Raw genomic sequence first — 18072 nt, 5'->3', positions numbered from 1 at the left:
TTTTCGAAAATCCTGCACCGGAGTTGTCCAGAATGATCCGAATAGTCGCACTCGTAGCCGCCATTGCGATGGCTTCTCCCGCGCTTGCCGCCGACAAGATGACCCTGCTGCTCGACTGGTATGTGAACCCGGACCACGGTCCCGTCATCATCGCCAGGGAGAAGGGCTACTTCGCCGACGCCGGCCTCGACGTCGAGATCATCGCCCCCGCGGATCCGTCCGCCCCGCCGAAGATGGTGGCCGCCGGCAAGGCGGACCTTGCCATTTCCTACCAGCCGCAGATCCATCTCCAGGTGGCCGAGGGACTGCCCTTGAAGCGCGTCGGGACGCTTGTCGCCACGCCGCTTAACTGCCTGATGGTAAAGGACGATGGCCCGATCAAGACGATCGCCGACCTGAAGGGCCGCAAGATCGGTTACTCGGTTTCGGGTGTCGAAAGCGCCCAGGTCAAGGCGCTGCTCGGTCGTCACGGGCTGACGATCGACGATGTCGAGATGGTCAATGTCAACTGGTCGCTCGCCCCTTCCGTCATGTCTGGCCAGGTCGATGCGGTAATCGGCGCCTATCGCAATGTCGAGTTGCACCAGATGGAAATCGAGGGCGTCAAGGGCCGCTGCTTCTTCATCGAGGAGGAGGGTGTCCCCCCCTATGACGAGCTGATCTATGTCGCCAATCCGCAGACCATGGACGTGGACAGGATCACCCGTTTCCTCGAGGCGACCGAGCGTGCCACCCAGTATATCGTCAACCACCCGGACGAGAGTTTCCGCGTCTATGCCGGCACCGCGCCGGAGCTCGACGACGAACTCAACAAGCGCTCCTGGGCCGACACGATCCGCCGCTTCGCGCTGCGTCCCGCCGCCCTCGATCATGGCCGCTATGCCCGCTTCGAGACCTTTCTGAAGGAGAACGGCCTGATCGAGACGGTGCGTCCGGTCTCCGACATCGCCGTCGACGTGACCGCGCAGTAAGGCGCGGTCGCAGGCCGGCGTGACGCAATTCGAGGAGGGACGGTGATGACCGCCATGGAACACAAGGGATTTGACGGCGAAACGGATTTCGGTTCGCCGGTCTTCGCCCGCCTGCGGGCGGAAGCGGGCCCCGCATGGGCTGCCTATACGAACCACGCCTTCGTGGCGGGTCTGGCGGATGGCAGCTTGCAGCGGGAAAATTTCCTGCATTACCTGGTGCAGGACTATGTCTTCCTGCATCACTATGCCCGCGCCTGGGCGCTGGCCGTGGTCAAGTCGGAAACGCCGGCCGAGGCGCGTTTTGCCGCCGGCACGGTCGATGCGCTGCTCAACACCGAACTGGCGCTGCATGTCGGCGTCTGCGCCGAGGCCGGCATCAGCGAACGGGACCTTGAGAGCGCTGCCGAGGAGCGGGAAAATCTCGCCTACACCCGCTATGTGCTCGAATCGGGCCTCACCGGTGATTTCCTCGATCTCGTCGCGGCCCTTGCGCCCTGCGCGCTCGGCTATGGCGTGATCGGCGCAAGGCTTGCCCGCGAGGCCTCGCCCGATACGCCCTACCGCGCGTGGATCGACACCTATTCGGGCAAGGACTACCAGGATGTCTGCCGGCGGGTCGCGAGCCTGCTTGAGGAAACGGCCGCCTCAAGGCTCGGGCCCGACCCTGCCTCCGTGCCGCGCTGGGCGTTTCTCTCGAAGCGCTTCCGCACTGCGACGGAGCTGGAAATAGGCTTCTGGGACATGGGCTTGCGCGGCGGCACGCTCCCGGAGAGCGCCGCGTGACCACGGCACCTGAAATCCGGCTTTCCGGCGACTTCCACCATGCCGGGCGGCCGCTTTTCTCCGGTCTTCACTTCACGGTGGCGGCCGGCGGCTGGTCCTGCCTGCTCGGGCCGTCCGGCGTCGGCAAGTCGACGATCCTGCGGCTTTTCGCCGGCCTCGACACCGGCGGCAGCTTTTCGGGCGAGATCGCGGCGAGCGACGGCACACCCGTTGCCGGACGCATCGCCTTCATGGCGCAAAGCGACCTGCTCGCCCCCTGGCTCGACGTCTTCGGCAACGTGACCCTCGGCGCGCGCCTTCGCGGCGAGGCGCCGGACCGCGAGCGCGCCCGCACCCTGATCGAGCAGGTCGGCCTTTCCGAGCACGCGGAAAAGCGCCCTGCGAGCCTTTCCGGCGGCATGCGCCAGCGGGTGGCGCTCGCCCGCGTCCTGATGGAAGACCGTCCGATCGTGCTGCTCGACGAACCCTTCGCAGCGCTTGATGCGCGCACGAGAGCCGAGATGCAGGAGCTTGCCTTCGAAACCCTGAAAGGGCGCACCGTGCTTCTCGTCACACATGATCCGGCCGAAGCGGTGCGCCTCGGAGATCACATATTCATTCTTTCAGAACAAAGGCTTGACGGTATCGAAGCGCCGGCCGTGCCTCCCATCCGGGCGGTCGATGCCGAGGAAACCCTGGCGATGCAGGCACGCCTTTTCCGGGCGCTCAGGGGGATGCCGGCATGAGCACGACAGCGCGCTTCCTGACCCGCTCGCGCGATGCGTTGATCGCCGCCGGCGTGGCACTTGCCCTGTGGCAGGGCATCGTCTGGGCGACCGGCGTGCCGGCCTTCATCCTGCCCGGGCCCTGGCGGGTGGCGACGACGCTCGTCGCCAATATCGGGCTGATCGCCGACCATGCGCTCATCACCATTGCCGAGGTGCTGATCGGGCTCGTATTCGGCGCGGCTCTCGGCGCCGCGACGGCCCTGCATCTGATGGTGTCGCCGGCCGCGCGCCGCATTGCCCTGCCGATCATGGTCTTCAGTCAGGCGGTGCCGGTCTTCGCACTGGCGCCGATCCTGACACTTTGGCTTGGCTACGGCATGGCCTCGAAGATCGCCATGGCCCTTTTGATCATCTATTTCCCGGTGGTCTCGACCTTCTATGACGGGTTGCGGCGAACCGATCCGGGGCTCGTCGACCTTGCCCGCACCATGGGGGCAACGCCGGCACGCACGCTGCTCTTCCTGCGGCTTCCCGCCGGATTGCCGGCTTTCGGCTCGGGCCTCCGGCTCGCCGCCGTCTATGCGCCCATCGGCGCGGTGATCGGCGAATGGGTCGGTGCCTCCAAGGGGCTCGGCTACCTGATGCTGCTCGCCAATGGACGTGCCAAGACCGACCTGATGTTCGCCAGCCTCTTCGTGCTGGCGGCGTTCGCCGTGGCGCTTTACGCCGTCGTCTCCGTCCTCACAAGACGCATGACGAGCTGGTCGCGGGAAAGCACGGACACGATCTGACACCCCTTCGGGGATGGAGGGTCAGGCCTTTTCAAGGTCGTAGGGTCGTGACATCAGCACGGCCCTGCCGCCGCCCAGACGGACGCGGATGCCGCCCGCGCCTTGCGCCACCCGGTTGGAGAGTGTCAGCGATCCGCCCATCGGCACATCGCGGTCAAGAAGCGGCCAGGCGACACCTTCCAGCGTCAGCGCGGTGAGGTCGGTGAGGGCGAGGACGGAGAAGAGCGACCCGGCCGGCAGGTCGAGCGCCTGTTCGCCCGGCACCAGCGGCCAGGCTTCCTCGTGGCCGCTGGTGAGCAGCACCGGCAGCCCGCGCGATCTCAGCGCGGCGCCGTGCAGGATGTTCTGAAAGGCGTGATCGGAACGCTCGCCGCCAAGCGCGCCGGCGATGACAAGCCGGTCCGCCCCCCGCGCCACCGCGGCGTCCGCCGCAAGCGTCCCGTCGGTGGCGTCCTTGGCGGGGGGATGGCTTTGCCGCGCCACATGGGACCAGTCGTCGGCCAGGGCACCGGGGCTGGAATCGAAGTCGCCGACCCACAGTTCCGGCTCGACACCGAGAACCCCGGCATGACGCATGCCGCCATCGGCGGCGACCGTGCGTACGCCCGCGATCTGCCGCCGGATACGCGGCGTCGGGGTAAGATCGCCGCCAAGCAGGATCAGGAACGGCGTCGTTCCGGTCATCGGGCATGCCTCCCGTGCGATATGAGATATTACGAAATCAGCCTTGTAATATCGGCTTTTTCCCGGCCATGCTCGCGCAAAAGGGGAGGACTTCATGAATCTGTCTCACATGCTCGCCCATCGCGCGCAGTCCGGGCGGCCGCTTCGCGTCGCACTCATCGGTGCCGGCAAGTTCGGCTCCATGTACCTGACGCAGGCGCGCCTGACTGTCGGCGTGCACATCACGGCGATCGTCGATCTGGACCCGGGGCGGGCACGCTCGACACTTGCCACCTGCGGCTGGCCGGAAGAGCAGTCGGCGGCAAGCTCGCTGGACGATGCTGTCTCGACCGGGTCGACCTTCGTCACCGACGACCTTGCCGCAGTGCTGGGCGACGAGCGCGTCGAGGTGGTGATCGAGGCGACCGGCGACCCGTCGGTCGGTATTCGCCACGCGCTTGCCGTGATCGAGGCCGGCAAGCATGTCGTCATGGTCAATGTCGAGGCGGATGTGCTGGCCGGGCCGCTGCTGGCGCGCAGGGCGGAGCAGGCAGGCGTTGTCTATTCGCTGGCCTGGGGCGACCAGCCGGCGCTGATCTGCGAGCATGTCGACTGGGCGCGTGCCTGCGGTTTCAAGGTCGTGTGCGCCGGCAAGGGCACCCGCTATCTGCCCACCTATCACCAACTGACCCCGGACACCGTCTGGGACGTGCTGGTCCAGTATCTCGGCATCACCGATCGCAGCCTGATCAATCCGAAGATGTTCAACTCGTTCCTGGACGGCACCAAGTCCGGCATCGAGATGACGGCGGTCTGCAATGCGACCGGCCTCTTGCCGCAACCGGACGGGCTGTCTTTCCCCCCGGCAAGCCGCTTCGAGCTGTCCACGGTGCTGAGGCCGAAGGACGCGGGCGGCACCCTGCCGATCACCGGCACGATCGAGGTCGTCTCCTCGCTGACCCGCGAGGGCGCCGACATCCCGCATCACCTCGCCATGGGCACCTTCGTGGTGATCGAAGGCGAGACGGATTACGCCCGCCAGTGCTTCCGCGAATATCACATGCTCGAGGACGAGACGGGACGCTTCGCCGCGCTCTACCGGCCGACCCACATGATCGGCATGGAACTCGGACTGTCGGTCGCCTCCGCGGTCCTGCGCAAGGAACCGACGGGCGCGCCGCGCGGCTTCGTCGCCGATGTGGTGGCGACGGCCAAGCGCGATCTGAAGGCCGGCGAGATGCTCGACGGCGAAGGCGGGGCGACGGTCTGGGGCAAGCAGCAGCCGGCCGAGGCCTCGGTGCGTGCAGGCCTGCTGCCGCTCGGCCTTGCCACCCACGTGAAGCTGGTGCGCGATGTGGCGGAAGGGGCGATGCTAGCCTGGGACGACGTTGCCATCGACACGACGCAGACGGCTGTGCGCATCCGCCGCGAGATGGAAGAAGCCTTCATTCCGGCGACCTGATCCGGCCCGCCGGTGCGCTCGAGCCCGGCCGCCCCTGGCGGCCGGGCCTCAGCAGGCCACGACGTTGACGGCAAGTCCGCCCTTGGAGGTTTCCTTGTACTTGTCGGTCATGTCGAGGCCGGTCTGACGCATCGTCTCGATGCAATTGTCGAGCGGCACGAAATGGCTGCCGTCGCCCCTGAGCGCCAGCGATGCGGCGGTCACCGCCTTGACGGCGCCGAGCGCGTTGCGCTCGATGCAGGGCACCTGGACAAGTCCGCCGATCGGGTCGCAGGTCATGCCGAGATGGTGTTCCAGGGCGATTTCGGCGGCGTTTTCGACCTGCTCGTTGCTGCCGCCAAGCGCGGCGCACAGTCCGGCGGCGGCCATTGCAGAGGCGGAGCCGACCTCGCCCTGGCAGCCGACCTCGGCACCGGAGATCGAGGCGTTGGCCTTGATGATGCCGCCGATGGCGGCCGCCACAAGCAGGAAGTTGCGAATGCCCGCCTGCGAGCAGTCCGGGCAATGGTCGAGATAGTAGCGCAGCACCGCCGGCACGACGCCCGCCGCCCCGTTGGTCGGCGCCGTGACGAGGGTTCCTCCGGCGGCGTTCTCCTCGTTGACCGCCATCGCATAGACGCTGAGCCAGTCCATCACCGTGTGCTGGAACGGGCGGTTCTGCCCCGTTTCCCCGACAAGCTTGCGATGGATCTGGTGGGCCCGCCGCTTGACCTTGAGCCCGCCGGGCAGCGTACCCTCATGAGCAAGCCCCCGCTCCAGGCAGGCATTCATTGCCTCCCAGATGCGGTCGAGGCCGGCATCGAGATCCTCGCCCGGTGCGCGCGCTTCCTCGTTGGCGCGCTTCATCGCGGCGATCGTCAGACCGCTTTCGCGGCCCATCGCCAGCATTTCGGACGCCGACTTGAACGGGTGCGGCACGCCTTCCTCGACATTGGTCGCAAGCGGTTCGTCGCGATTGGCGAGTTCTTCCGCGCTGACGACGAAGCCGCCGCCGACGGAATAGAGTGTTTCCTCGGAAACCGTTTCGCCATCCGCGCCGATTGCGCGAAAGATCATGCCATTGGCATGACCGGGCAGTGGCGGGCCGTAGTCGAAGACGAGATCCGCATCGGGGTCGAAGGCAAGGTGCCCGACGCTCTCGACGGCGATGCGCTTGTCGTTGGCAAGGCGCTCCATTTCGTCATCGACGCAGTCGGGATTGATGGTTGCCGGGTCATGACCGAGAAGGCCCAGACAGATGGCGCGGTCGCTGGCATGGCCCTTGCCGGTGAAGGCGAGCGAGCCGTGCAGCGACACCGCGATGCGCGCCGGCTTCACGCCGGTCTCGCGAAGGCCTTGCAGGAACCGGCCGGCCGCCACCATCGGCCCCATCGTGTGCGAGGACGACGGCCCGATGCCGATCTTGAAGATATCGAAGACGCTGATGAACACGTGACCCTCCCGGCCCGGCCGCGATACGGGTGTCTGGCGCACCCTTTCGGCCGGATCATGCGTTGCAATTCATCCTGTGTCACCCGCTGCCGCACGGTGTGGCGGAAACGGGAAAGTCGCTGTCGTTTTCAGGCTTCGAGCGGCCACAGGAAGGCGTAGACGGCAAGCGAAAAGCCGATGTGCTCGACAAGCAGCGCCACGGCCCGCTCCGTGTCGCGGGCAAGAGCCGCCTCCATCAACTCGGTATGATGGGCAAGGCCGAGCGTGCGCTCGACCAGGTCGCCGAACGAGGGCTGTGCCCGGGGATCGGGTTCCTGGCGCGCCGCCGGATCGAACAGCATGTGGCGGTGATGGCGTTGCAACTGCTCGGTGATCTGGCGCTGGAAGCGCGTCAGGTTCTCCGAGCGCCCCGCCGCCAGAAGGGCGGTGTGGAATGCGTCATGCCGCTCCTCCCAAAGCGCCATGCCGGCCTCGTCGATGCCCGGCGCGGGTGAGGGGGTGCGCGACAGCCGGTGATGTTCGGCGACGATGCCCGCTTCCCAGTCGCCGTCGCCGCTCTCGATGGAGCGGCGCAGCAAGGTCTCCTCCACCGTGCGGCGGGCAAGCTGCAGGTCGCGGATCGCGCTGGCCGAGACAGGGGCGACCCGGTAGCCGCGATTGTGCTCAAGGACCACAAGCCCTTCGACTTCGAGCCTGGACAAGGCTTCGCGCAAGGGGGTCCAGCCGAGACCGTAGCGCTCCTTCAGTCCGGCGACCACCAGTGGCGTGCCCGGCACGATGACGGCGCGCAGGATGTCCGATTTCAGCCGCTCATAGGCTTCGCTGCTCTTTGCCATCGTGGCCCGGTGCTGGACGCCGGCAGGTTTGCCGGGCATTGGAAAATATAACGGACACGATTATATATAATTGTTGAGCCCTTCCGTCCACCCTGCTACCGTGCCGGCACGATCATCAGATGCGGGCGGCTTGCCCTCTCGCGCCCGTCAATGTGTGGCAAGGACAGGCCCGATGCTGACAAGGACCGGGGTCGACATCGACACCCTCGACCGCGAAGATCCGCTGAAGGCACGGCGCGATCTCTTCATCATTCCCGAAGGCGTGATCTATCTCGATGGAAACTCGCTCGGCGTGCTGCCGAAGGCCGTGCCCGCGCGGCTGGCCGAGGCGGTCGGGAAGGAGTGGGGCGAAAGCCTGATCCGCGCCTGGAATGCCCATGGCTGGATCGACCTGCCGCAGCGCATCGGCGACCGGATCGCAAGGATCGTCGGCGCGGCACCGGGCACGGTGACGGCGAGCGACAGCACCTCCGTCAATGTCTTCAAGGTGCTGGCCGCGGCGCTGTCGATGCGCCCCGAACGCAAGGTGATCCTCTCCGACAACGGCAACTTCCCGACCGACCTCTACATGGCGCAGGGCCTGCGCGACCTGCTGGGGCAGGGGCATGAGCTGAAGATCGTCGATCCGGAAGCGGTCGAGGGTGCGATCGACGAGAGCGTCGCCGTCGTGATGCTCACCCAGGTCGACTACAAGACCGGCCGCCTGCACGATATGGCCGGCCTGACGGCAAGGGCCCATGCGGCCGGCGCGCTCACGATCTGGGACCTGGCCCATTCTGCCGGTGCCCTGCCGGTGGAACTCGACGCTGCCGGGGCCGATTTCGCCGTCGGCTGCGGCTACAAATATCTCAATGGCGGCCCAGGCGCTCCGGCCTTCCTCTATGTTGCCGCCCGCCATCTCGACAAGGTGAGGCCGCCGCTGACCGGCTGGATGGGGCATGAGGCGCCGTTTGCCTTCGATCTCGACTTCCGCCCCGATACGGGCATCGGCCGGATGCGCGTCGGCACGCCGCCGATCCTGTCGCTGATCGCGCTGGAAGCGGCGCTCGGTGCATTCGACGGCGTCGACATGCAGGTGCTGAGAACCAAGTCGATCTCCTTGAGCGAATTGTTCCGCGACGAGGTCGAGCGACGTTGCCCGGACCTCGTGCTGGCAAGCCCGCGCGATCCGCACGTGCGCGGCAGTCAGGTCTCGTTCCGCTTCGAGCATGGCTACGCATTGATGCAAGCCTTGATCGCGCGCGGCGTGATCGGCGACTTCCGCGCGCCCGACATCGTCCGCTTCGGCTTCACGCCGCTCTATCTGTCCCATGCCGACGTGATCGCCGCCTGCGACATTCTCGAGGAGATCGTCGCGACGCGCGCCTGGGACCGCCCCGAGTTCCACAAGCGGGCCAAGGTCACATGAGCGCCGGCGAGGAGGGAGAGAACCTTTCGCCCTACGCGTCGGAGCCGTTCGATCCGGCCGAGGACGGGGCGGAGATGGCCTTTGACGGCCGCATGTCCTATGGCGACTATCTGCGCCTCAGCCGCATCCTGACGGCGCAGAACCCGTTGTCGGAAGCCCATGACGAGATGCTGTTCATCATCCAGCATCAGACGTCGGAACTCTGGATGAAGCTCGCCATTCACGAGCTGTCCGCGGCCAAGGCGAAGATCGCCGCCGGCGACCTGCAGCCGGCCTTCAAGATGCTGACCCGCATGTCGCGCATCTTCGAGCAGCTGACCGGCGCCTGGCAGGTTCTGCGCACGATGACGCCCTCGGAATACACCGAGTTCCGAAGCGAGCTCGGCCAGTCTTCCGGCTTCCAGTCGCACCAGTACCGGGCAATCGAGTATCTGGCCGGCAACAAGAACGCCGCGATGATGCGTCCGCACGCGCATGTGCCGCGCCTGCATCACTGGCTCGACCAGATCCGCCGCGATACCAGCATCTATGACGAGGCAACCCGCCTGCTGGCGCGCTCGGGCCTTTCCATCGACGCGGAGCATCTGGCACGCGACGTGTCGCAGCCCTACCAGCGCAACGACAGCGTTCATCAGGCCTGGCTCGAAGTCTATCGCGATCCGCACAGATACTGGCCGCTCTACGACCTTGCCGAGAAGCTGGTCGATTTCGAGGACTATTTCCGTCGCTGGCGCTTCAACCACGTGACGACCGTGGAACGCATCATCGGCTTCAAGCGCGGCACCGGCGGTACGTCCGGCGTGCATTACCTGCGTCGCATGCTGGAAGTCGTTCTCTTCCCGGAACTCTGGGAAATTCGCGCCGACATGTGACGAGGCGGATCGCGAGACCGCTTTCCGCATACGCCGTACGGCCTTGGGAGGGGCCTGCCATGGCAAGGTTGATCGACATCACGCCGCCCTTGCGCGTCGGCGCCGCAGTCTTTCCCGGTGACGCGCCCTATGCGGTCAGCCAGACCTTCGCGATCGGTCCCGGCTGCCCGGTCAACGTCACCTCCGTTTCGCTCTCCACCCATTGCGGCGCCCATGCCGACGCGCCGTCCCACTACGATGCGAGCGGGGCGACCATCGATGCGTTGGCGCTGGAGGACTATATCGGTCCGGCCCGGCTGATCGATGCACGCGGGCCCGGCCCGCTGGTGCTGCCGCAGGAGATCGCGCCCGCGCTGGAGGGCACGCCGCCGCGTGTCCTGCTGAGGCTTGCCGAAGAACTCGACCCTGAGGTATGGCCGGAGGGTTTCCGCGCTCTGGCGCCCGAGACGGTCGAGCTGCTTGCCGCCCGCGGCGTGCGGCTTGTCGGTGTCGATGTTCCGTCCGTCGACCCGGAAACCTCCAAGGACCTGCCGGCCCACATGGCGGTGCGTCGCCACGACATGCGTATTCTGGAGAATCTGGCGCTCTCGCGGGCGGATTTCGGGGATTATGAGTTGATCGCGCCGCCATTGAAGCTAGAAGGGCTCGACGCAGCGCCCGTCAGGGCGGTGTTGCGCCGCCTGTGAGGTGGCGCACCTCATTCGAATACGAAGGCGGCACGCTGAAGGCCGCAGCGGCAAGGGCGAGGAACTGATGAGCGGGCAGGACAAGATGCTGGAGGTCGACGGGCTCGTCATGACCTATGGCGGGTTTCGCGCTGTCGACGGGTGTTCTCTGAGCGTGAGCGAGGGGACGATCACCGGCCTGATCGGTCCGAACGGCGCCGGCAAGACGACGCTGTTCAACCTGATCGCCGGGGCCTTTCCGCCGACCGCCGGGCGCATCCGGTATCTGGGCAAGGACATCACCGGCCTGTCCACCGACCGGCGGTTTCATCGCGGGCTGGTGCGAACCTTCCAGATCCCGCACGAGTTCCACCGTCTCACCGCGCTCGAAAACCTGATGATGGTGCCGCCGGCGCAGGCCGGCGAGGGCCTCGCCGCCAACTGGTTTGCCTGGAGCCGCGTGCGCGCGGGTGAGGCGGAGGTGCGCCGCCGGGCACTTGAAACGCTCGCTTTCCTCGAACTCTCCCATGTCGCCGGAGAGCGTGCCGGCAACCTGTCCGGCGGTCAGAAGAAGCTGCTCGAACTTGGCCGCACGATGATGACGGATGCAAAGCTCGTGCTGCTCGACGAGCCGGCCGCCGGCGTCAACCGGACGCTGCTCAGGAAGCTGGAGGAGAAGATCGCGATCCTCAACAGGGAACGGGGCTACACCTTCATCCTGATCGAGCATGACATGGAGATGATCGAGAAGCTCTGCGATCCGGTGATCTGCATGGCCGAAGGACGTGTGCTGATCCAGGGCGACTTCGCCACGGTCCGCTCCGACCCGCGCGTGCTCGAGGCCTATCTGGGCGAGACCGTCGGAGACGCCGCATGAGCGATATGCTGGAAATGCGCCAGGTGGTCGGCGGTTATGGCGAGGCCGACATCCTGCAGGGCGTGACCATGCGCGCCGGGAAAACCGAGATCGTCGCCATCGTCGGGCCGAACGGTGCCGGCAAGTCGACGGCGATGAAGGCGATCTTCGGCCTGCTCAACGTGCGCGGGGGCACGATTGCCGTCGACGGCCGCGACATCACGGGGCTGGAGCCCAACCGCATCGTCGAGGCGGGCGTCTGCTATGTGCCGCAGGTCGACAACGTGTTCCGCGAGATGACGGTGCACGAGAACCTGGAGATGGGTGCCTTCCTGCGCTCGGGCGATCTTTCGGCCGCCTATGACCGGGTCTACAGCCTCTTTCCGGACCTGAAGGAACGTCGCCGGGCGCTCGCAGGCAACCTGTCCGGCGGTCAGCGCCAGATGGTGGCCATGGGCCGCGCCCTGATGCTGGAGCCGAAGCTGCTGTTGCTGGACGAGCCGACCGCGGGCCTCTCGCCGAAATACATGGAGCAGATCTTCCAGATCTGCCGCGACGTGCGCGACACCGGCGTCACCATCCTGCTTGTCGAGCAGCACGCCAAGCAGGCGCTTGCCTTTGCCGATCGCGGCTATGTGCTGGCCTCGGGCGCCAATCGGCACGAAGGCACCGGCGCCGAACTGCTGGCCGACCGCGAAGTCGCCGCCATGTTCCTCGGAGGATGAGCGCGATGGGTGCTCTGGAAATCGTCAACTTCTATCTGGTGCCGGGCATTGTCGTCGGCTCCATCTATGCGCTCGGCGCCGTCGGCATCACGCTGGTCTTCGCCATCTTGCGCTATGCGCATCTGGCGCATGGCGACCTGGCGACGCTCGGCGCCTTCCTGGCGCTCGGAGCGGTCACGATCCTCGGCGTGTCCCCCTATGTGGCGCTGCCGATCGCGATGCTCATGACCGCCGTCGTTTCGGTCGGCATCGACAAGACCTTCTACGCCTATCTGCGCGAACGGCCGAAGATCGTCACCGTGATGGCCTCGCTTGGCGTGGCGCTGATGGTCCGCTCCATTGTCCAGGTCGTTTGGGGCGTCGATTCCGAAACCTATTCACGCGGCATCGTGCGCCCGGAAAACTGGTTCGGCATCCGTTTGCGCGACCGCGAGATCATCACGGTGCTTGCCATGGCGGCGCTGGTGCTTGCGCTTCAGGTCTTCTTGAAGCGCAGCAAGTGGGGCAAGGCGATGCGCGCGATGTCCGACAATCCCGATCTTGCGCTTCTCTCCGGCGTCGACAATCGCAAGGTGGTGATGCTGACATGGCTGATCGTCGGCGGGCTGTGCGCCGCTGCCGGCGTGTTTCTCGGCCTGAACTACGAGCTCAAGGCGATGATGGGCTGGACGATGCTGCTGCCGATGTTCGCGGCGGCGATCCTGGGCGGTGTCGGGCGCATCGAGGGCGCGGTTCTCGGCGGGTTGATCGTCGGCATCGCGGAGGAGATGTCGACGCTCTTCCTGCCGACCGAATACAAGGCCGCGACGGCCTTCGCCATCCTGTTGCTCATGCTGCTTGTGCGCCCGACCGGGCTGCTCAAGGGCAAGGTACTTTAGGGAGGGACGGCTCGAATGGAATGGTTCGGCTTCCTCAACTACGCCGTCTTCATGGCGATCTTCATCTGCATCTACGCGCTGCTGGCGCTCGGCCTCAACATCCAGTGGGGTTTCACCGGCCTGTTCAATGCCGGCATTGCCGGGTTCTTCGCGGTCGGTGCCTATACGTCCGCGATCCTCACCTCGCCGGCAGCGGACGGGCGGATCGGCGGCTTCGACCTGCCGGTGCCGCTCGGCTGGCTCGGCGCGATGCTGGCAGCCGGGCTGATCGCCTGGCCGATTGGCAAGATCTGCCTGCGCCTGCGCTCCGATTACCTGGCCATCGCGACGATCGGTGTCGCCGAGATCATCCGTCTGGTGATCAAGTCCGAAGGCTGGCTGACCAATGCCGCGCGTGGCATCACCGACATTCCGCGTCCCTTCGGCGACCTTGCCTACCTGATGTCGCAGCTGGCCTATCTGGCGGTTGTTGCCGGCGTGCTGCTTGCCGTCTACCTGCTGGTCGAGCGGCAGTTCGCCTCGCCCTGGGGCCGGATGATGCGGGCGATCCGCGACAACGAGGACGCGGCGCGCGCCATGGGCAAGGACGTGCCCTATCGGCGGCTGGAGGCGTTCATCTTCGGATCCGCTCTGATGGGGCTTGGGGGCGCGCTCTTTGCCCATTTCAACCGGACGATCACGCCGGAAGCGATAGATCCGATGGTCGCGACCTTCCTTGTCTGGATCATGCTCATCCTTGGCGGTTCGGGCAACAATCGCGGCGCCATCCTGGGCGTTGCCGTGGTCTGGATCATCTGGTCGATGTCGGAAATCGTCACCGACCAGTTGCCGCACGAGTATGCGGTCAAGGCAAAATACCTGCGCGTCTTCCTGATCGGGCTGATGCTGCAACTGGTTCTCCGCTTCCGGCCAGAGGGGCTCTTGCCGGAGCCGCAAGGCGATGCGCGCGCGCGGAAGGCGCCTGCCGCGACACCTTCGCCCGGAGCGGCGGATTGAGGCTTGTGGCGGCAGCGCGTTTCGGTTGAAACTGCCGCCACGACCGGCTCCGGCCTGCGGCCGGATCCGCGAAGCGGGCGGCACGACATGCTCCCGCTGCAAAGGAAACGGCCGGCCATCGCGCGCCCGGCCGGAAAACGACAATGTGGAGGTTTTTCATGCAAAAGTTCCGTATCGCCGCCGTGGCGGCGCTTCTCGGCGCGACCGTCCTGGCGGCGCCCGCTCATGCGGATGTCAAGATCGGCCTGCTCGGCGGCGTCACCGGCCCCATCGCAGCGATGGCACCGGCGATGATCGACAGCGCCAAACTGGCGATCCAGCAGGTTAACGAGGCCGGCGGCATCCTGGCCGGCGAGACGCTTGTCGGCGTCGTGGGCGACAGCGCCTGCAACCCGCAGAACGGCACCGATGCGGCCACCAAGGCCGTGAACATCGAGGGTGTGGTGGCGATCGTCGGTCCGCATTGCTCGGGTTCGGTGCTTGCGGCCGCCAACTCGGTCACCATCCCCGCCGGTATCACCATCGTCACGCCGTCCGGCACCTCGCCCGAGATCACCTCGCTCAAGGACAATGACACCGTGTTCCGCACCGTGTCCTCCGACGACTACCAGGGCCGGGCGCTGGCGCGCACGCTGCTCGAGCGCGGCACCAAGAAGGTTGCCGTCGCCTATCTCAACAACGACTACGGCAAGGGCCTGGCGGATGCCTTCCGCGCCGAGTTCGAGGAGAAGGGCGGCGAGATCGCGGGCTTTGCCGCGCATGAGGGCGAGAAGGCTTCCTATCGCTCGAACCTTGCGGAACTCGCATCGGGTGGCGCCGACACGCTCGTCATCCTCGACTATGGCGACGGATCGGGCCTGACCATGCTGCGCCAGTCGCTCGAGAACGGCTTCTTCGAGAACTTCATTGGTGCCGACGGCATGAAGTCGGATGCACCGATCAAGGAACTGGGTGCCGAGAACCTGGCGACCTTCCTCGCATCCGCCCCTGTCGGTGAGAAGTCGGATGCGCTGGAACTGTTCAGCAAGGCCTTTTCCGATGTCGGCGGCGATCCGAGCGCGATCTTCGTGACCACGTCCTACGATGCGACCTTCATGCTCGCGCTGGCCATCGAGAAGGCCGGCGGTGACAAGACAAAGGTTGCGGCGTCCCTGCGCGAGATCTCCAGCGGCGAGGGCGAGCCGATTCGTCCCGGCGAGTGGGCCAAGGCGAAGGAGCTGATCGCGGCCGGCAAGGCCATCGACTACAAGGGCGCTGCGGGCGATCACAACTTCGACGCCAACGGCGACGTGCCGGGTGCCTACGCGCTGTTCAAGGTGACGGGCGACGGGTTCGAGGTCGTTGCCGAGATGAAGTAAGGGAGGGGACCGGAAACGGCCCCGGAACCTTCAAGGCAAGCGGCGGCACCCTCCGGTGTCGCCGTTTTGCGTTTGGCCGGCATGTGCCGCAGCACAGGGCGCACGCCAATCCGCCGCCGGCCGGAACCCGGCGACGCTCGTGGCAGGTCTTCGGTGAGGGAAGGTCAGGCGCGCTGCAACTGGACCGAACTGTCGGCGGGGTCCATGTTCAGCAGGAAGCGGATCTCCGTGCGATCCTCGGCAAGTTCGGCGATCGTGTGCGCATCGAGCACGCTCATGAACGCCTCGAGCGCCTCGTGAAGCAGGCCGTTGAAGCCGCAGGAGGTGATCAGCGGGCAGTCCTTGCGACCGGATTCAAAGCACTCCGCCAGGAGGAAGCTCTCTTCGGCGGCGCGCACTGCAGCTCCGACCGTGATCTCCTCGGCCGGGCGAGCCAGCATGATGCCGCCATTGCGTCCGCGCAGGGTGCGCACGAAGCCTGCATCGACAAGAACCTTGAGGATCTTGAAGAGATGGGTCTCGGACATCTCGAAGCTGGCCGCGATATCCGCGACACGGCTTGGGGAACCGGGATTGGCCGCACAGTAGATGAGCGTGCGGACGGCATAGTTGGTCTGCTGAGTCAGGCGCATGCTGATAGATATGAGGCGCTGCACGACCCGCGTCAACGGGAAAGCGCGCTAAAACCTTCCTCTGTCGGTCAAGTTTTTGTCAGGGTTTGTTCCCCTGCGGAAAAAGGCTGCCTGACAATGGCTGCCTGTTGTCCAAGGGCGTCGGCGGCGAAGTCGAGGAACGCGCGAACCCGTGCCGGAACGCGGCGCCCGTGCGGATGCACGAGATGGACCGGTATGCGGGACGTCTCGAAGGGGGTGAGGATTTCGGCAAGGCTTCCCCGGGCCAGGGCCGGCTGCACCTGGTAGGACAGGGCCCGGGTAATACCGAAGCCGGCGACCGCGGCATCGATCGCGGCCCGCACCGTGTTGACGCTGAGGGCCGGAGAACGGGCATGGACGAAGCTCCGCTCCCCGTTCCGGAACGTCCAGTCGCCGTCGCCCAGGCCCCGTGCCGCGACCAGGCGATGGTCCCGAAGCGCTTCCGGGGTTTCCGGCGTGCCGGCGCGGGCAAGATAGGCAGGTGAGGCGACGGTGACGAGACGCAGCGTGCCGATGCGCCGGGCCATCAGGCTGGCGCCCTGCAACTCGCCGATGCGCAGAGCGATGTCGAAGCCTTCCTCGACAAGGTCGACGACCCGGTCGAGCAGCATCAACTCGGCCGCGACCTCGCGGTTTGCGTCGAGGAAGTCGCGCAAGACCGGCGCAAGCAGCATCTCGCCGAACAGCACCGGCGCCGTGATCCGCAGCGTGCCGCGCGGCGTGCCATGAACGCCGCTGGCCGTTTCCTCCGCCTCCGCGAGGGCGGCAAGCACCTGCCGTGCCTCGACCAGGAAGCGCTCGCCCGCCTCGGTAAGGGCGATGGCACGGGTGGAGCGCAGGAAGAGCCGCGCATCGAGACGCGCCTCGAGGCTCGCGATCAGCCGGGTAACCGCGGCCGGCGAGCGGTTGAGAGCGCGTGCGGCGGCATTGAACGCACCGCGTTCGGCCACCGCGACGAAGGCTTGCATTTCGCTGAAACGATCCATGATTGCGTATAATGAAACAAAGTAGTTCAGTATTCGAGAATTATCTCGTCAATCAGCATAAGCCATATTGTTTCAAACGCGGCAATGCGCGCGTCGGTGGCTGGCCGGCGGCGGTGGGGTATTGGTTCCCACGGTGTTTCATGCATTGCGCGAAAGGAGTGGATGTCATGGCCCGTGCCTTTGCCGAAATCGCCTTCACGCCGACTGTGCGCGCCCTTCAGAAGCAGGAGGGATCGAGTGCCGCCTATGATCCGTTCCTGGAACCGGGTGCGGAAGCCCGCGACCGTATCGGCGAGGCCGAGGCGGCGTTCATCGCGCTGCGAGACGGGTTCTACCAGGCGAGCGTCTCGGAAACCGGCTGGCCCTATGTGCAGTTTCGCGGGGGACCTCGGGGTTTTCTCAAGGTGCTCGACGAACGGACGCTGGCCTATGCGGACTTCCGCGGCAACCGGCAATATCTGAGTGTCGGCAATCTTGCCGAGAATGACCGCGTGTCGCTGATCCTGATGGACTATCCGAACCGCGGGCGGCTGAAGCTGTGGGGGCGTGCCCGTGTCATCGAGAAGGCGGACGATCCGGCGCTGATCGCCCGTCTTGCCGAGCCCGGGTACCGCGCCCTGCCGGAGCGCGCCGTGGTGATCACGGTCGAGGCCTTCGACTGGAACTGCCCCTCGCATATTCCGCGACGCTTCACCCTGGATGAACTGGAGCCGCATCTGGCGCCGCTGCGTGCCGAGATCGAGCGGCTCGCGCTGGAGAATGCGCGCCTGAAGGCGGCGGCCGGAGTGGAGTGACGGGCGGGTTGTATCCTCGCCTGTTCGCTTGCCAACGGCTCTCGCTTCGGTCTCGGCCGGGCGCTTTACGGCATGGCCGGGGCGTTTGTGTCGGACCTCGTGCTCGTTGGCGCGGTCGCCCTCGGGTTGGGCGCGCTGCTTGCCGCCTCCGAGTTCTGGTTCCAGGTGGTGAAATGGCTGGGCGTCGCCTATCTCGCCTTTCTCGGCGTGATGCTGCTGCGTTCGCGCGGCATCGCT

19 protein-coding genes and 1 pseudogene are annotated in these 18072 nt (G+C 66.2%); 15 read left to right on the top strand and 5 right to left on the bottom strand.

Going from position 1 to position 18072, the window contains the following annotated elements; genetic code table 11:
- Nucleotides 1–23 precede the first annotated feature (23 nt).
- From ACN0T5_RS06185 to ACN0T5_RS06170, 4 genes are read left to right on the top strand one after another with little or no spacing between them, the layout of a single operon-like run.
- Nucleotides 24–971, top strand: coding sequence for an ABC transporter substrate-binding protein (locus ACN0T5_RS06185; RefSeq protein WP_417767750.1), 948 nt, complete (start codon nucleotides 24–26; stop codon nucleotides 969–971).
- Between the two features lie 45 nt (nucleotides 972–1016).
- Nucleotides 1017–1754, top strand: coding sequence for a thiaminase II (tenA, locus tag ACN0T5_RS06180; RefSeq protein WP_417767749.1), 738 nt, complete (start codon nucleotides 1017–1019; stop codon nucleotides 1752–1754).
- Nucleotides 1751–2479, top strand: a complete 729-nt coding sequence (locus ACN0T5_RS06175; protein ID WP_417767748.1) for an ABC transporter ATP-binding protein — start codon at nucleotides 1751–1753, stop codon at nucleotides 2477–2479. The genes tenA and ACN0T5_RS06175 overlap by 4 nt, the downstream gene beginning before the upstream one ends.
- The gene (locus tag ACN0T5_RS06170; protein WP_417767747.1) at nucleotides 2476–3252 is read left to right on the top strand and encodes an ABC transporter permease; all 777 of its coding nucleotides are present in this window, start codon (nucleotides 2476–2478) and stop codon (nucleotides 3250–3252) included. The genes ACN0T5_RS06175 and ACN0T5_RS06170 overlap by 4 nt, the downstream gene beginning before the upstream one ends.
- A 21-nt stretch (nucleotides 3253–3273) precedes the next feature.
- Here ACN0T5_RS06170 and ACN0T5_RS06165 read toward each other — a convergent pair whose 3' ends face one another.
- On the bottom strand, nucleotides 3274–3936 hold the full coding sequence (locus ACN0T5_RS06165; protein WP_417767746.1) for a thiamine diphosphokinase: 663 nt from the start codon (nucleotides 3934–3936) through the stop codon (nucleotides 3274–3276).
- A gap of 94 nt (nucleotides 3937–4030) precedes the next feature.
- Between ACN0T5_RS06165 and ACN0T5_RS06160 the strand changes: the two genes are divergently transcribed.
- A complete protein-coding gene (locus ACN0T5_RS06160; protein WP_417767745.1) occupies nucleotides 4031–5377 on the top strand; it encodes an NAD(P)H-dependent oxidoreductase in 1347 nt (448 codons plus the stop codon).
- A gap of 48 nt (nucleotides 5378–5425) precedes the next feature.
- On the opposite strand, the gene ACN0T5_RS06155 is transcribed toward ACN0T5_RS06160, so the two are convergent.
- A complete protein-coding gene (locus ACN0T5_RS06155; protein ID WP_417767744.1) occupies nucleotides 5426–6808 on the bottom strand; it encodes an L-serine ammonia-lyase in 1383 nt (460 codons plus the stop codon).
- 128 nt (nucleotides 6809–6936) lie between these two features.
- Entirely contained in the window at nucleotides 6937–7644 is a 708-nt protein-coding gene (locus ACN0T5_RS06150) for a GntR family transcriptional regulator (RefSeq protein ID WP_417767743.1), read from the bottom strand.
- A gap of 172 nt (nucleotides 7645–7816) precedes the next feature.
- Here ACN0T5_RS06150 and kynU point away from each other — a divergent pair, with 172 nt between their 5' ends.
- The 8 genes from kynU to ACN0T5_RS06110 all read left to right on the top strand — a co-directional run bounded on the left by kynU (nucleotide 7817) and on the right by ACN0T5_RS06110 (nucleotide 15402).
- On the top strand, nucleotides 7817–9052 hold the full coding sequence (gene kynU, locus ACN0T5_RS06145) for a kynureninase (protein WP_417767742.1): 1236 nt from the start codon (nucleotides 7817–7819) through the stop codon (nucleotides 9050–9052).
- Nucleotides 9049–9924: a tryptophan 2,3-dioxygenase gene (gene kynA / locus ACN0T5_RS06140; RefSeq protein ID WP_417767741.1), complete on the top strand. Its 876-nt coding sequence runs from the start codon at nucleotides 9049–9051 to the stop codon at nucleotides 9922–9924. Before kynU ends, kynA begins: the two co-directional genes overlap by 4 nt.
- Before the next feature lie 59 nt (nucleotides 9925–9983).
- Nucleotides 9984–10610 carry an arylformamidase gene (gene kynB / locus ACN0T5_RS06135; protein ID WP_417767740.1) on the top strand — a complete coding sequence of 209 codons (627 nt, stop codon included), beginning with the start codon at nucleotides 9984–9986 and terminating at the stop codon, nucleotides 10608–10610.
- Nucleotides 10611–10695: 85 nt separating this feature from the next.
- The gene (locus ACN0T5_RS06130; RefSeq protein ID WP_417767781.1) at nucleotides 10696–11466 is read left to right on the top strand and encodes an ABC transporter ATP-binding protein; all 771 of its coding nucleotides are present in this window, start codon (nucleotides 10696–10698) and stop codon (nucleotides 11464–11466) included.
- Nucleotides 11463–12170 (top strand): ABC transporter ATP-binding protein, encoded by a 708-nt coding sequence (locus tag ACN0T5_RS06125; RefSeq protein ID WP_417767739.1) that lies wholly within the window; start codon nucleotides 11463–11465, stop codon nucleotides 12168–12170. The genes ACN0T5_RS06130 and ACN0T5_RS06125 overlap by 4 nt, the downstream gene beginning before the upstream one ends.
- 5 nt (nucleotides 12171–12175) lie before the next feature.
- Complete coding sequence (locus tag ACN0T5_RS06120) at nucleotides 12176–13048, top strand: branched-chain amino acid ABC transporter permease (protein WP_417767738.1); 873 nt, start codon at nucleotides 12176–12178, stop codon at nucleotides 13046–13048.
- Between the two features lie 15 nt (nucleotides 13049–13063).
- The gene (locus ACN0T5_RS06115) at nucleotides 13064–14044 is read left to right on the top strand and encodes a branched-chain amino acid ABC transporter permease (protein ID WP_417767737.1); all 981 of its coding nucleotides are present in this window, start codon (nucleotides 13064–13066) and stop codon (nucleotides 14042–14044) included.
- Nucleotides 14045–14202: 158 nt separating this feature from the next.
- The gene (locus ACN0T5_RS06110; RefSeq protein ID WP_417767736.1) at nucleotides 14203–15402 is read left to right on the top strand and encodes an ABC transporter substrate-binding protein; all 1200 of its coding nucleotides are present in this window, start codon (nucleotides 14203–14205) and stop codon (nucleotides 15400–15402) included.
- A 164-nt stretch (nucleotides 15403–15566) separates the two neighbouring features.
- On the opposite strand, the gene ACN0T5_RS06105 is transcribed toward ACN0T5_RS06110, so the two are convergent.
- Nucleotides 15567–16034, bottom strand: coding sequence for an Rrf2 family transcriptional regulator (locus ACN0T5_RS06105; RefSeq protein WP_417767735.1), 468 nt, complete (start codon nucleotides 16032–16034; stop codon nucleotides 15567–15569).
- Between the two features lie 68 nt (nucleotides 16035–16102).
- A complete protein-coding gene (locus ACN0T5_RS06100) occupies nucleotides 16103–17041 on the bottom strand; it encodes a LysR substrate-binding domain-containing protein (protein WP_417767734.1) in 939 nt (312 codons plus the stop codon).
- 167 nt (nucleotides 17042–17208) lie between these two features.
- Here ACN0T5_RS06100 and ACN0T5_RS06095 point away from each other — a divergent pair, with 167 nt between their 5' ends.
- Both ACN0T5_RS06095 and ACN0T5_RS06090 read left to right on the top strand, forming a co-directional pair.
- On the top strand, nucleotides 17209–17835 hold the full coding sequence (locus ACN0T5_RS06095) for a pyridoxamine 5'-phosphate oxidase family protein (RefSeq protein WP_417767733.1): 627 nt from the start codon (nucleotides 17209–17211) through the stop codon (nucleotides 17833–17835).
- Nucleotides 17836–17862: 27 nt separating this feature from the next.
- Nucleotides 17863–18066 (top strand): annotated as a pseudogene (locus ACN0T5_RS06090) (LysE family transporter); the annotation flags it as partial.
- Nucleotides 18067–18072: the final 6 nt, after the last annotated feature.

This window comes from Stappia sp. (assembly GCF_048261845.1).
Taxonomy (GTDB): Bacteria; Pseudomonadota; Alphaproteobacteria; order Rhizobiales; family Stappiaceae; genus Stappia.
Note: the sequence above shows the minus strand (reverse complement) of the source record. Positions and strands in the feature narration are given on the sequence as shown.